Source organism: Larkinella sp. C7 (assembly GCF_006149005.1).
Classification (GTDB): Bacteria; Bacteroidota; Bacteroidia; order Cytophagales; family Spirosomataceae; genus Larkinella.
On record NZ_VBSL01000008.1, the window covers coordinates 179,446 to 192,368 of the forward strand.

The 12,923-nt window shown below is 52.8% G+C and carries 12 protein-coding genes; 7 read left to right on the plus strand and 5 right to left on the minus strand.

Annotation, left to right across the window (positions count from 1 at the left end; translation table 11 throughout):
* Positions 1 to 15 precede the first annotated feature (15 nt).
* Positions 16 to 711 (plus strand): FadR/GntR family transcriptional regulator, encoded by a 696-nt coding sequence (locus FH871_RS20665; RefSeq protein WP_138993260.1) that lies wholly within the window; start codon positions 16 to 18, stop codon positions 709 to 711.
* A gap of 126 nt (positions 712 to 837) precedes the next feature.
* Here the strand turns inward: FH871_RS20665 and FH871_RS20670 are convergent, their stop codons facing one another.
* Complete coding sequence (locus FH871_RS20670) at positions 838 to 1,638, minus strand: DUF1080 domain-containing protein (protein WP_138993261.1); 801 nt, start codon at positions 1,636 to 1,638, stop codon at positions 838 to 840.
* A 177-nt stretch (positions 1,639 to 1,815) separates the two neighbouring features.
* Between FH871_RS20670 and FH871_RS20675 the strand changes: the two genes are divergently transcribed.
* Positions 1,816 to 3,189, plus strand: coding sequence for a Gfo/Idh/MocA family protein (locus FH871_RS20675; protein WP_138993262.1), 1,374 nt, complete (start codon positions 1,816 to 1,818; stop codon positions 3,187 to 3,189).
* A 117-nt stretch (positions 3,190 to 3,306) separates the two neighbouring features.
* On the opposite strand, the gene FH871_RS20680 is transcribed toward FH871_RS20675, so the two are convergent.
* Entirely contained in the window at positions 3,307 to 3,831 is a 525-nt protein-coding gene (locus FH871_RS20680) for a YfiT family bacillithiol transferase (protein ID WP_138993263.1), read from the minus strand.
* A 272-nt stretch (positions 3,832 to 4,103) separates the two neighbouring features.
* On the opposite strand from FH871_RS20680, the gene FH871_RS20685 reads away from it, so the two are divergent.
* Both FH871_RS20685 and FH871_RS20690 read left to right on the plus strand, forming a co-directional pair.
* Positions 4,104 to 4,559 carry a DUF4920 domain-containing protein gene (locus FH871_RS20685; RefSeq protein WP_138993264.1) on the plus strand — a complete coding sequence of 152 codons (456 nt, stop codon included), beginning with the start codon at positions 4,104 to 4,106 and terminating at the stop codon, positions 4,557 to 4,559.
* A 93-nt stretch (positions 4,560 to 4,652) separates the two neighbouring features.
* Complete coding sequence (locus FH871_RS20690; protein WP_138993265.1) at positions 4,653 to 5,945, plus strand: amidohydrolase family protein; 1,293 nt, start codon at positions 4,653 to 4,655, stop codon at positions 5,943 to 5,945.
* 119 nt (positions 5,946 to 6,064) lie between these two features.
* On the opposite strand, the gene uxaC is transcribed toward FH871_RS20690, so the two are convergent.
* The 3 genes from uxaC to uxuA all read right to left on the minus strand — a co-directional run bounded on the left by uxaC (position 6,065) and on the right by uxuA (position 9,476).
* The gene (gene uxaC / locus FH871_RS20695) at positions 6,065 to 7,477 is read right to left on the minus strand and encodes a glucuronate isomerase (RefSeq protein ID WP_138993266.1); all 1,413 of its coding nucleotides are present in this window, start codon (positions 7,475 to 7,477) and stop codon (positions 6,065 to 6,067) included.
* A gap of 32 nt (positions 7,478 to 7,509) precedes the next feature.
* The gene (locus FH871_RS20700) at positions 7,510 to 8,151 is read right to left on the minus strand and encodes a Uma2 family endonuclease (protein WP_138993267.1); all 642 of its coding nucleotides are present in this window, start codon (positions 8,149 to 8,151) and stop codon (positions 7,510 to 7,512) included.
* Positions 8,152 to 8,270: 119 nt separating this feature from the next.
* Complete coding sequence (gene uxuA / locus FH871_RS20705; protein ID WP_138993268.1) at positions 8,271 to 9,476, minus strand: mannonate dehydratase; 1,206 nt, start codon at positions 9,474 to 9,476, stop codon at positions 8,271 to 8,273.
* Between the two features lie 149 nt (positions 9,477 to 9,625).
* Between uxuA and FH871_RS20710 the strand changes: the two genes are divergently transcribed.
* The 3 genes from FH871_RS20710 to FH871_RS20720 all read left to right on the plus strand — a co-directional run bounded on the left by FH871_RS20710 (position 9,626) and on the right by FH871_RS20720 (position 12,917).
* Entirely contained in the window at positions 9,626 to 10,963 is a 1,338-nt protein-coding gene (locus FH871_RS20710) for an MFS transporter (protein ID WP_138993269.1), read from the plus strand.
* A 192-nt stretch (positions 10,964 to 11,155) separates the two neighbouring features.
* On the plus strand, positions 11,156 to 12,151 hold the full coding sequence (locus FH871_RS20715) for a sugar kinase (RefSeq protein WP_138993270.1): 996 nt from the start codon (positions 11,156 to 11,158) through the stop codon (positions 12,149 to 12,151).
* Positions 12,152 to 12,242: 91 nt separating this feature from the next.
* Positions 12,243 to 12,917: a bifunctional 4-hydroxy-2-oxoglutarate aldolase/2-dehydro-3-deoxy-phosphogluconate aldolase gene (locus tag FH871_RS20720; protein WP_138993271.1), complete on the plus strand. Its 675-nt coding sequence runs from the start codon at positions 12,243 to 12,245 to the stop codon at positions 12,915 to 12,917.
* Positions 12,918 to 12,923: the final 6 nt, after the last annotated feature.

The following is a 12,923-nucleotide window of genomic DNA, read 5'->3' on the forward strand; positions in this document are numbered from 1 at the left end:
ACCAAAAAATGAAACATGAATAGTAAATTAGGGTTGCTGGAACCGTTGGAGAGTCTGTCGATGACCGATCGCGTTGAGAATATCCTGCGTGAATACTTTACGGAGAATGCTTTTAAACCCGGCGATGCGCTTCCGAACGAACTGGAAATTGCCCAGAAACTGAATGTCAGCCGGAATGTGGTTCGGGAAGCCCTGAGTCGGCTTCGGATGCTGGGGATGATAGAAGCCCGGCCCCGGCGCGGCATGATTATGTCGCAGCCCGATTTGCTGGCCGGGATCGAAAAAGTGCTGAATCCGTTTATACTGAGCCAGAGCAACCAGAAAGATATTTTTGAATTGCGGTTGATTCTGGAAATGGGAATCGCCGAATTTCTATTTGCCCGAAAAACCCAGAAGGACCTGGACGAACTGGAACTAATTGTCGAAAAGCAGAAGTCGTTGCCGGTTCTTTCGAAGGAAGATGAGATTGAATTTCACGGCAAGCTGTACGATATGACGGGCAATGAGACGTTCCAACGGTTTCAAAGCCTGCTGTTCCCGGTTTTTGAGCACGTTTTCGCTTCCATGACCAACCAGAAAGACAATTATGTACTGGTTGACCCGGTTTCCCACGCCGATCTGTTCAGGATTCTCAGGGACGGAACCCCCGAAGCGTTCCGGAAAGCGATGCATAAACACCTGGAGGTATATTACAATACGATTAAGAAGTGAAGGGAAGGAATAAGGATATAATTTAAAATGAAAAATGAGTAACGCTAAATGTAAAAGTGCTCAGGTGCGCTTTCCTTTTACATTTAATATATATCATTTTACATTTAAATTATATCCTTCCCTTTTTCAAAAATCCGTTTCCGGTTTTTTCAGATCCAGTTCTTTGATCCAGATGTTGCGGTAATAAACATCATGCCCCTCGGCCTGTAGCTTCAGGCCACCCGGCGTATCGGTGATGCCTTTGCCGCCGTCATTCCCGCCGTCGATGCCCGAATTGGGTCCGCCCCACACCTGGTTGATTTCCTGGTTGGTATGCACTTTTTTGCCGTTGAAATACATCGTCAGCCGGGCTTTTTCGGTGCGTTTTCCGTCCTTAAACCGGGCCGCCCGAAAAACGATGTCATACGAATTCCATTTTCCGACGCCGTTGTAAGCGTGATACGGTGACGGCGTTTCGTTGATCACGGCCGCCATGCCGTGCGAGGTGGTATCACCATCAAGCACCTGAATTTCGTAGCGGTTTTGCAGATAAACGCCACTGTTGCCGCCCGGTTTCAGAATATAAAACTCAATATGCAGCCGGAAATCCCGGAACGTCTGTTTCGTCACGATGTCGGCGGTGCCGTATTTGCCACCCGCAGCCGTGGGGTCGTTGGTATTCAGAACCGTGCCTTTTCCGTCCGGATCTTTTTCAATGGTCCACTTAATGGGCGGGGTAGCGGCAAACCGGGGGCCTTCCCAGTAGATCCACTTCGAATCAAGCATCTGGCGCGACCCGTCAAACAGGATTTCAGCCCCTTTGGGTGCTTTGGTGCCGACGCCCACCTGAGCCTGGGCGTTGGCTGAAATCGTTGAATACAAGGCAATGGCCAGAATGAAAAGAAATTTAGCAGCAACCGTCGAAAAGCGAAAAGCAGAATAGTTCATCAGAAAAAGGGGTTTGGAATCGATCCGTAAAGGTGCGCTAAAGATAAGCGGGTTTCGGTGAATTGCCGATTGGAAATTTTCGATTATCCAATTAATTTACATCGGGTTAACGCGCCGGAATGGAGTAGTTGACCTGCCAATTTTGCTTACTGAATTCTAAACCTACTCCCTTTGAAAATGAAAGATAACGCTTTTACCGTGTCCCGGCGGGATTTTTTGCTGGCGGCTGCGGCCACCGCGCTGGCTCCTCCGCTGGTGCTCCAGGCCGCCAAAAGAAAGATCGGTCCAAACGACAAACTTAACCATGCCTGCATTGGCGTAGGCGGCATGGGCTGGGGTGACCTCAATCAATTTGGCAAACATCCACGGGTCAATATTGTGGCAATCTGCGATGTAGACGCGATCCGGTTGAAAAAGGCTTCCGATGCTTATCCGCAGGCCCGAACGTATACCGACTGGCGCGAACTCCTGGAAAAAGAAGGCGATAAAATCGACTCGGTCAACGTAACCGTACCGGATCATAATCACTTTGCCATTGCCATTCAGGCCATCCGCAACGGCAAACACGTGTATTGCCAGAAACCGATGTGCCACGATGTAGCCGAGGTTCGGGTGCTGACCGAAGCCGCCGTCAAAGCCGGTGTGGTGACCCAGCTCGGCACGCAGATAGCCGCGGGCAAAGGCGACCGCACCGCCGTTCAGTGGATCAAAGAAGGCGCCATCGGCAAGGTAAAACACGCCTACCTCTGCTCCAACCGCCCCGGTGCCGTTGAACATTACCGGCTCGTTGGCCCACGACCGGCCGAACCCCAGGAAGCCCCCTCGACCCTGAACTGGGACCTCTGGGTGGGTACGGCCCCGATGCGCCCTTTTTCGCCGGACATCTACCACCCGACCAAGTGGCGGGCGTGGCAGGATTTCGGTACCGGCTGGTCGGGCGACATCGGCTGCCACATTTTCGACGCCGTGTGGAAAGGGCTGGGACTCAAAGCGCCCAAATCGGTGATTGCCGAAGTACAGAAATCCTGGGAAGACTCGCCCGCCCGCCGGGCTGACACCTGGCCGCAGGGCAACCACATTACGTGGTCGTTTCCGGGCAATAAAATGACCGCTTCCCGCACTTTGCCGGTCGAGTGGTTCGACGGGGAGTTTTACCCACCGAAAGAAATTCGGGCCCTGTTCTCGGAGACCGACTATCCGGCTGAGTCGGCGATGTTGATCGGCACGAAGGGGGCCCTGCTGATTCCGCACGGCAAGATGCCAGTGTTGCTGCCGGGCGATCAATTCAAGGATTACAAAGTGCCGGAACTGGAAGAACGCAACCATTACCACCACTTTGCGGAGGCCTGTCTGGGCGGCCCGAAAACCGAGTCTCATTTTGCCCAATCCGGACCGATGACCGAGGCTATTTTACTGGGTACCGTTGCGATTCGGGTGCCGGGCCAACTGCTGGAATGGGACGCTGCCCGGATGAAATTCCCGAATAATCCCGATGCCGAGCGCTACCTGAGCCGAATTTACCGCGACGGCTGGCGTATTGCCGGGTTGTGAATGGTCATGTGATTTGAAAACTTCATTGCTGGGCGGGATTTGCAATCCCGCCCTTTTCTGTTCCGGATTTAAAATTCGATGCGCTTCGGAATCAGGCTAATCCATCTTCCAAATCGCTCACTCTCCCGCCAACGCCAGTTTGATGTGCGCCAGATGGTGCTGCGTGTGCCAGGCCGACATGGCGATGGCCTGCGCCTGACTAAACCAGAGTTTGCGAACCGGATGGAAGTATTTGATTGCCAACTGCTCATCCGTCAGCGATTTCAGCAGATAGACATACCGGCGCGTGATGCCATCGAACGATACCAGCGAGTCGCCAATCGGCGCGGTCAGCGAATCCGGTGTGGCTACCCAGGCATCCATATTGATCAGGGTGACGACCTCGTAATCAGGCTCGGTGAGGGCTTTTTTCATCCGCAGAAAATGCAGCAGTTGAATGTCGCTGACGTGGTGAATCAATTGCTGAACGGTCCAGCTCCCCTCGCGGTAGGTCTTCGCCAGATCCTCCGGCGACAGGTTTTCGACCAACTCCCGGTAGCGGGCTGGCATGGATTCAACGATGGCAATCAAACGCTCTAATTCCTGTGGTGTGTAGGTTTCCTGCGTCGTAAGCGGGCCGATGGGGTATTTCCGGTTTTCCATAATGGTGCAAAAACTGTGGTTTTGATTCGGTTGAACCGGCAAGTTCTAAAAAAAGATGGAATGCCTGTTGATCGACAGGCATTCCATTGAAATAAATGACATGGAACCGGCTGGCCAATTTGAAAGCGTATTCTTCCACCCGGATTAGCCCGGAGGAGACGACAAACAGCCTGGTGCAGAAAAGCGTATTCTGTTCGTAGTCAGGATGGAATAACAAATGCTTTTTTACTATTTTTGTACCTAACCACTTCTAAAACCGCATCAGACAGACTATGAAAACGTTAGCCATCCTGACCCTCGCCCTCGGCATCTCACTCAGCACCGTCGCGCAGGACAACGTCAGCTATCACGGCAAAAAAATAACCGCCGACCACGCCACGCCGACCACCGAGCTGCCCGCCAAAATGGGCGACAAAACGAAACTGGACACCAAAGTGGAAGGCACCGTCGAGTCAGTCTGTCAGGTGAAAGGCTGCTGGATGCGGGTGAAAGCCGCCGACGGCCAGGCCATGCTGGTACGGTTCCGCGACTACGGTTTCTTTGTTCCGAAAGACATTGTTGGCAAAAGCGTCGTTTTTGAAGGCACCGCCGAAACCAAAACCACCTCCGTAGCCGAGTTACGCCACTATGCCGAAGATGCCGGTAAAAGCAAGGAAGAAATTGCCAAAATCACCCAGCCCGAAAAAGCCATCACGTTTGTGGCTGATGGGGTGATCGTGAAGAAATAAAAAGCCCGAATAAACCGCCTTCGGGCGTTCGATAAATGTGTATCTTGAAAGCCGCAACCCCTGCGGCTTTTTTGCTTTTTAAAATCCAACTGCATGAAAAAAAACTACCTTTCCGCCGTACTCCTTCTCTTATTTTTTACGTCTCCCCTGCTAACGCTGGCCCAGCAACGCACCCTGGTTCACTGCGGCAATCTGCTCGACGGCGTTCGCAACGACCTTCAGCGCGAAATGACCGTGGTTGTCGAAGGCACAAAAATTACTGCCATTCAGAAAGGCTATACCAAACCGGCGGCTTCGGACCGAGTGATCGACCTGAAAAGTAAAACCGTGTTGCCCGGCCTGATCGACATGCACGTTCACCTCGAAGGCGAAACCCGCCGGGGCGGAACCCTCGACCGGTTTACGATGAACGTACCGGATGTGGCTTTTCAGTCGGCCAAATACGCCCAAACGACCTTGCTGGCTGGTTTTACGACGGTGCGGGATCTGGGCGGCAGTGGCGTTAACGTGGCCTTGCGCAATGCCATCAACCGGGGCCTGGTCGACGGACCACGCATTTTCACGGCGGGTAAAACCATTGCCACCACCGGCGGTCATGCCGATCCGACCAACGGCTACCGCAAGGATTTGATGGGTGATCCGGGTCCGCTGGAAGGCGTCATCAACAGCCCCGAAGAGGCCCGCAAAGCCGTTCGGCAACGCTACAAAGACGGTTCTGACCTGATCAAAATTACGGCCACGGGCGGGGTATTGAGCAACGCCAAAGATGGTTCGGGACCGCAGTTTACCGAAGAAGAGGTCCGGGCTGTGGTGGAAGCCGCCAAAGATTACGGTTTTGCCGTTGCCGCCCACGCCCACGGTGCCGAAGGCATGAAGCGCGCCATCCACGCGGGGGTGACCACCATCGAGCACGGCACGATGATGGACGATGAAGCCATCGAGTTATTCAAAAAACACGGCACCTATTACGTCCCGACCATCATTGCCGGGAAAGTGACTTCCGATTCGGCCAAAATATTTGGGTATTATACGCCTTTTGTTACCCGCAAAGCCCTCGCCATCGGCCCACTGATTCAGGCGACCTTCGCCAAAGCGTACAAAGCCGGGGTCAAAATTGCATTCGGTACGGATGCCGGTGTTTTCGTTCACGGCTACAATGCGAAGGAATTTGAGTACATGGTTGAAGCGGGCATGCCACCCCTCGAAGCGATCAAATCGGCGACGATGGTCAATGCCGAGTTGCTGGGAATGAAAACGCAGATTGGCTCGGTTGAAACCGGCAAACTCGCCGACCTGATTGCCGTCGACGAAAATCCCGTCCAGAACATCAAAACCCTGCAACAGGTGCGGTTTGTGATGAAGGAAGGAAAAGTGTATAAACAGTGAAAGGAGGAGTTATAATGATAAATGTAAAATGACGAATGTTAAATGTAAAAGTTAAGGAGCGAGAAGCCCATCACTTTTACATTTAACATTCGTCATTTTACATTTATCATTCCCCGTTTTTAAAACTTAAAATACTCCTTCGCATTGTTGTAGCAAATATCCTGCACCAGTTTGCCGATCCAGTCGATGTCGTTGGGCAATTCGCCGTTTTCAACATCGTTGCCGAAGATATTGCAGAGAATCCGGCGGAAATATTCGTGGCGTGGATACGACAGAAAACTGCGCGAATCGGTCAGCATTCCGACAAACCGGCTCAGTAAACCCATGTTCGACAGCGCGTTGATCTGCTTCTGCATTCCCTCCTTCTGGTCCTGAAACCACCAGCCCGAACCGAACTGAATTTTGCCCGGCATCGATCCATCGTTGAAATTACCGATCATCGTGGCCATCACTTCGTTATCCCCAGAATTGAGGTTATACAGGATGGTTTTCGCCAGTTGATCGCGGTCATCCAGCCCCCCTAAAAACCGGGCCAGCGGACTCGCCTGCCGGAAATCGCCGATGCTGTCCCAACCCGTATCGGGGCCGAGGGTCCGCAACGCGCGTTTGTTGTTGTTCCGCAATGCGCCCAGGTGGAATTGTTGCGTCCAGCCTTTTTCCCAGTCCCATTCCGCAAACCGGTCGAGCATATACGACTTGAATTGCAAGCTCTCGGTTTCAGTTAGCGGACTAGTCGACAGCAGTTTCTGGAAGACACTGCTCACTTCCGATTCGGTATACGGCTCGGCATAAATCAGTTCCAGACCGTGGTCGGACAGGCGACAACCCGCCTGGGCAAAGTAGTCATGCCGTTGTTTCAGGCATTCCAGGAACGTGTCGAGCGAGCGAATTTCCTGGTTGCACACCGCTCCCACGCGCGTTACATACGCCTGAAAAACCGCTACATCATCGATCGCCATCGCCTTGTCGGGCCGGAACGTGGGCAACACTTTTACCTCAAAACCGTCGGCGGCAATCTTTTTATGATGCTCCAGCGAATCCGTCGGATCGTCGGTGGTGCAGACGGTTTTCACGTTGAAATGCCGCAGCAGCGTGCGGGTCGACATGCCGGGGAGTTGTTCCGTACAGCGGTCGTACACCTCGCGGGCGGTGGCACCATTCAGCACCGTTTCGACACCGAACGGATTTTTCAGCTCCATGTGCGTCCAGTGGTACAGCGGATTCCGCATCGTGTAGGGCACGGTTTCGGCCCATTTCTGAAACTTTTCGTAATCCGACGCATCGCCGGTGCAGTACTTTTCAGCTACCCCGTTGGTGCGCATGGCCCGCCATTTGTAGTGGTCGCCATAAAGCCAGATTTGCGTCAGGTTTTCGAACGTTTTATCGGCAGCAATCTGATCGGGTGGCAGGTGACAGTGATAGTCGATGATGGGCATCGCCTTGGCGTAGTCGTGGTAGAGTCGCCGGGCGGTATCGGTCTGGAGAAGAAAATCTTCGTCTAAAAAGGATTTGATGGGTTGATCAACCAGCATGGTCGTACGGGGTTGCGTTCACCAAGCAAAGACTAAGGCGTCGGCTTTTTACCCGTCAACAGGGCATCAAGTACAAACGAACAGCCTGGCAACACGTCAATGGACTGGTCCCAGTTTTTCAAAATCCAGTCTTTACCCGGTTCCGCAATCCAGATTTTTTTTGATTCGGTAAAAATCCAGATGACCTTTTCGGTACCAAAATTCAGCAACTGCGTGGTTTTTTCCTGGTAATAATTAAAATCCGAATGAAAGCGGGTGAAGTCGGCTTTGGTGTCCACTTCTATCGCAATTTTCGGCGGTATCCAGGCGTATTTGGTAAGATCCTGATCTGCTAATTGCGTCGTGGAAAAAATCGCCACGTCGCAGGCTCGCCAATCGTTCTTTTTAAATTGAATGCCCAATTCGTTGGTAACGACCGTAAACTCATCCTCACTCAATGCATTCATCAGCCGCGCAACCAGTTTGGCGACTAGAATCCCCTGCAATAAACTCGAACTCATTGCTTCTTCAACCGATTTAGTCCCGTTCAATACATCCTTGTATCCGGCATAATAAACCGGTTTGCCGTCCCACATCTCATAGACGAGCGATTCGAGCAAACGAGCCCTGGCAATCCGAGCCTCCCGTTGCTCCAGACTGCTTTTTTTATTCTGTTTTTCCTGAACCAATGGCATGTTTGGTTTACGGTTTTAATTTACGGTTTCTAGTTTACGGTAGACAATCATTACAGCCCCACCGTAAACTGAAAACCGTAAACCGTTAACTTATTTTTCTCCCACCAAGATACAAAAAACTACAGACTTGACCGCTCGATTCCCAGCATCAGGCCGCGGAGTTCGGCGAGTCCGCGCAGTCGTCCGATGGCCGTGTAACCGGGATTGGTCCGTTTTCCGGAATTCAGGTCATCGAGCATTTTGTGACCGTGATCGGGGCGGAACGGCATTCTGAAATTTTCCAGTCCTTCCTCTTCCCGCCGTCGCTGTTCGCCCAGCAACGCACTGACAACGGCAAACATATCCACGTCGCCGTCCAGGTGATTGGCTTCGAAGAAGTTACCCTCTTCATCGCGCTTCGTACTGCGCAGGTGAATAAAATGAATGCGGTTTCCCAGTCGATCCACCATACCTGCCAGATCGTTATCCGGCCGGACGCCGTAGGAACCGGTGCAGAAACACAGGCCGTTGGCCGACACATCCACCGCATCCAGCACCATTCGGGCGTCGGCTTCCGTACTCACCACGCGGGGCAGCCCCAGAATCGGATACGGGGGATCATCGGGATGGATCGACAGCCGAACACCCGCGTCCTGCGCAACGGGCGCAATTTCCCGCAAAAACGCATACAGGTTTTCACGTAACTCCTTATCTCCGATATGCTTATACGCATTCAGAGTCTCCTGAAACTGCTCCACCGTGTAGCTCTCTTCCGAACCCGGCAAACCCGCCAGAATATTTAACTGCAAACGCCGGGCCGCAGCTTCGTCCAGGGCTTCAAAGCGGTTTCGGGCTTTCAGAAGCTGTTCGGGCGAATAGTGTTCTTCGGCACCGGGGCGCTTCAGAATGAACAATTCAAAAGCCGCAAATTCCGTGGCATCAAACCGCAAAGCCGTCGAACCGTCCGGCATCAGGTAGTCCAGATCGGTCCGGGTCCAGTCGAGCACCGGCATAAAATTGTAGCAAACCGTGTCGATGCCGCAGCGGCCCAGGTTGACAATCGACTCTTTGTAATTTTCAATGTACTGCTGAAAACCGTCGGAGCGGGTTTTGATGGCATCGTGAACCGGAATGCTTTCAACCACCGACCACGTCAGGCGGTGTTCGCCGGGAGCACCGGCTTCAATGATGTATTTGCGGGTGGTAATTTCATCGACGGACCACACCTGTCCGTTGGGAATATGGTGCAACGCCGTTACAATGCCCGTCGCTCCGGCTTGTTTGATGTCGGCGAGACTAACGGGATCGGCGGGGCCGAACCATCTCCAGGTTTGTTCTAATGCCATTTCTTTGCGCGTATTTTTGATTGAAAAAGCAGGCCGTCGAATGGCTCTACTCATTTCGCCTTCCGGCCTTTCGATCTACTATTTTTTCGTGACATTTCGGTAAGTTTGGCAAAATTTTGTCTTTATCGCATCGCTAACCCCTTTTCATAATGTCCGCCCCCTCCGGAAATTATCGCTGGCGAATCGTGCTGCTTCTGTTTTTTGCAACGACCATCAACTACATCGACCGGCAGGTGCTGTCGTTCACGATGATCGACGAAACGTTCCGGCGGGAAATGATGGGCAAGGCAGCCGATGAAGCCCTGACGGAGAGTGATCTGGATCAGTTTAAAGTCCTCTACAGTTACGTCGACACGGTTTTCAAGGTGGCTTATGCGCTGGGTTTTCTCCTCATCGGCTGGCTCATCGACCGGGTGGGCACGAAGCGGGGGTTTTCCATTTCGATCATTCTCTGGAGCATTGCCGGTATTTTGAATGCGTTCATCGGATCGTTGCGGGGGCTGAACATCGTCCGGTTTATGCTGGGCGTTGGCGAAGCGGGCAACTTTCCATCGGCGATCAAATCGGTGGCCGAGTGGTTTCCCAAAAAGGAACGGTCGTTTGCCACGGGCCTTTTCAATGCCGGCACCAACGTTGGCATTATTGCCACGGCGGTTTTGATTCCGTGGCTGACGATTCAGTTTGGCTGGCGGTTTTCGTTTGTGGCTACCGGTCTGCTGGGTTTTCTGGTGCTGATTGCCTGGCTCCGAATCTACCACCGTCCGGAAGAACACCCGCGGGTGAGCAAGGCCGAACTGGCTTATATTCAGCAGGATTACGAAGAAGATCTTCCGGAAGAAAAGCTGTCGTGGTGGCGTCTGCTGGGTTTTCGGCAAACGTGGGCGTTCATTGTCGGCAAGTTCATGTGTGACCCCATCTGGTGGTTTTACCTGAGCTGGCTCCCCGATTTTTTCAACAGCAGCGAATCACTCGACCAGCGGCTCGATTTAAAAAATGTCGGCCTGCCTTTTCTGGTCATTTACATCGTTTCCGATGGCGGCAGCGTGCTGTTCGGGTGGTTGTCGTCCAAGTTCATTCACATGGGCTGGTCGGCCAACCGGGCCCGCAAAACCACCATGCTCATCTGTGCGATTTGCGTGGTTCCAATTTTTTTTGCGGCTCAGACCAGTAGTATTTACGTAGCAATTGCCTTGATTTCATTAGCGACGGCCGCCCACCAGGGCTGGTCGGCCAATATTTACACGTTTGCGTCGGACCTGTTCCCGAAAAATGCCGTGGCTTCAGTCACCGGTATCGGCGGGATGTTCGGAGCGATGGGCGGTATTTTGCTGGCGGCTGTAGCGGGCAATATCCGCGTCAGTCTGGGGTATTTACCGTTGTTTATCATTGCCAGTTCAACCTATCTGATTGCGCTGGTGATCATCCACTTCCTGTCGCCGACCCTGGAGCCGGTGACGAAAAAGGAACTGGAAAGTATCGGTGTTTAGAATTACAGGGTGATTTAAAATTGACAGATGGCAGAAAATGGTTTGATGGCTGGTAAAGGTTAAAAATGGTTATCAATCACCCGATTTCAATCATTTAACCATCCCACGACCATTCAACCATTTTCAGCCATTTATCCATTAAAACCATTCAATCCATTTTAACCATCAAAAACCATATCAACCATTCAGTACTTGAAAAAAATTGTCACTTTCGGTGAAGTCATGATGCGTCTGGCGCCACCGGGTTTTGCAAAATTTACGCAGGCGCATTCGTTGAATGTGGTCTATGGCGGAACAGAAGCCAATGTGGCGGTTTCGCTGGCTTGTTTTGGTTGCCAGACAGCCCACGTCACGCGGTTTCCCGACCATGCGCTGGGGCGAGCTGCGGCCGCCACCTTGCGGTACCACGGCGTCGATACATCGAGCATCAGCTTTGGCGACGGACGACTGGGGCTCTATTTCCTGGAAACCGGGGCCGTGAGCCGCGCCAGCCAGATCATTTACGACCGTTACGACTCGGCTTTTTCGCTAATTCGACCCGGTGATTTTGACTGGGAAACAATTCTGGCCGGTGCCGACTGGTTCCATTGGTCGGGCATTACGCCCGCCCTATCGCAACAGGCCGCCGATTGTTTGCAGGAAGCCATCGAGACGGCCAACCGGCTGGGTGTGATGGTTTCGGGTGATATTTATTTCCGGAGTAATCTGTGGAAATACGGCAAAAAACCGCAGGACATTTTGCCCGCGCTGACCGCCGGTTGCGATCTGGTGCTGGGCAATCAGGAAAACTTTGAAGAACTCTACGGCGTGAAAGCCGATTCCTTCGAAGATGCCTGCCGGAAAATGCAAATCCAGTTTCCGCGGATTCAGTATTTTACCGACACCGAACGGCAATCGCTGAGCGCGTCGCACAACCGGCTGATGGCCAAGTTTTTCGACGGCTCCAAGACCTATTCGTCTGACGTCTATGACATTACGCACATCGTCGACCGAATCGGGGGCGGTGATGCGTATCTGGCTGGATTGATTTATGGTTTGTTAACCAAAAACGATCCGCAATACGCCGTTGAATTTGGCGCGGCTGCTTCGGCCCTGAAACACACCGTCGAAGGCGACGCCAACCTCGTTTCGGTTCAGGAAGTGGAAGCCATGGTCGGTGGCGACAAGTCCGGACGACTGAGAAGATGATTGTGAATTAAGAGTTAAAAGTTAAGAGTTAAGAGTTAGCTGACGCATGTAACTTTTAACTCTTAACTTTTAACTCATAACTAAAAATACCGTGGCTCGTTTTTCAAGATTAGAAGTTTATCAGACCATTCGGCAGGTGCCGGTGGTACCGGTTTTTTACCACGCCGACGCCGACGTTTGTCGCGAAGTGCTGGGGGCCTGCTACCGGGCCGGCATCCGGGCGTTCGAATTTACGAACCGGGGTGATTTTGCGCACGAACTGTTTGCAGAACTCGCTAAAATAGCCGCCCGCGACTTCCCGGAGCTGGTGCTGGGGGCCGGAACGCTGGTGGAATCCGGAACGGCAGCCCTCTACATCCAGTCGGGAGCCAATTTCATCGTGGGGCCGTCGTTTCACGAATCCATCGCCCGAACCTGTAACCGCCGGAAAGTGGCCTACATGCCGGGCTGTGCAACGCTCACCGAGATTTCAACCGCCGAAGAATTTGGGGTGGAAGTGGTCAAGGTCTTTCCGGGCGACACATTGGGACCCGGTTTTGTCAAGGCCGTGAAAGGCCCGATGCCCTGGACGAGCGTCATGGTGACGGGTGGTGTCGAGCCCACCCGCGAAAGCCTGAGCACCTGGTTCAAGGCGGGCGTAACCGCCGTGGGCATTGGCTCCCAGTTGTTCCCCAAAGAGGTGCTGGCCAACCGCCAATACGATCAAATCGAAACAAAAGCCAAAGAAGTGCTCGCCATTCTGGCGGAGCTAAGAGTTAAGAGTTAAGAGTGA

Bases quoted from the DNA above. Each gene is read 5' to 3' on its own strand.
- FH871_RS20710 (WP_138993269.1), top strand. From the start codon at position 9,626: ATGTCCGCCCCCTCCGGAAATTATCGCTGGCGAATCGTGCTGCTTCTG.
- uxaC (WP_138993266.1), bottom strand. From the start codon at position 7,477: ATGCTGGTTGATCAACCCATCAAATCCTTTTTAGACGAAGATTTTCTT.
- FH871_RS20670 (WP_138993261.1), bottom strand. From the start codon at position 1,638: ATGAACTATTCTGCTTTTCGCTTTTCGACGGTTGCTGCTAAATTTCTT.
- uxuA (WP_138993268.1), bottom strand. From the start codon at position 9,476: ATGGCATTAGAACAAACCTGGAGATGGTTCGGCCCCGCCGATCCCGTT.
- FH871_RS20680 (WP_138993263.1), bottom strand. From the start codon at position 3,831: ATGGAAAACCGGAAATACCCCATCGGCCCGCTTACGACGCAGGAAACC.
- FH871_RS20700 (WP_138993267.1), bottom strand. From the start codon at position 8,151: ATGCCATTGGTTCAGGAAAAACAGAATAAAAAAAGCAGTCTGGAGCAA.
- FH871_RS20665 (WP_138993260.1), top strand. From the start codon at position 16: ATGAATAGTAAATTAGGGTTGCTGGAACCGTTGGAGAGTCTGTCGATG.
- FH871_RS20690 (WP_138993265.1), top strand. From the start codon at position 4,653: ATGAAAAAAAACTACCTTTCCGCCGTACTCCTTCTCTTATTTTTTACG.
- FH871_RS20675 (WP_138993262.1), top strand. From the start codon at position 1,816: ATGAAAGATAACGCTTTTACCGTGTCCCGGCGGGATTTTTTGCTGGCG.
- FH871_RS20685 (WP_138993264.1), top strand. From the start codon at position 4,104: ATGAAAACGTTAGCCATCCTGACCCTCGCCCTCGGCATCTCACTCAGC.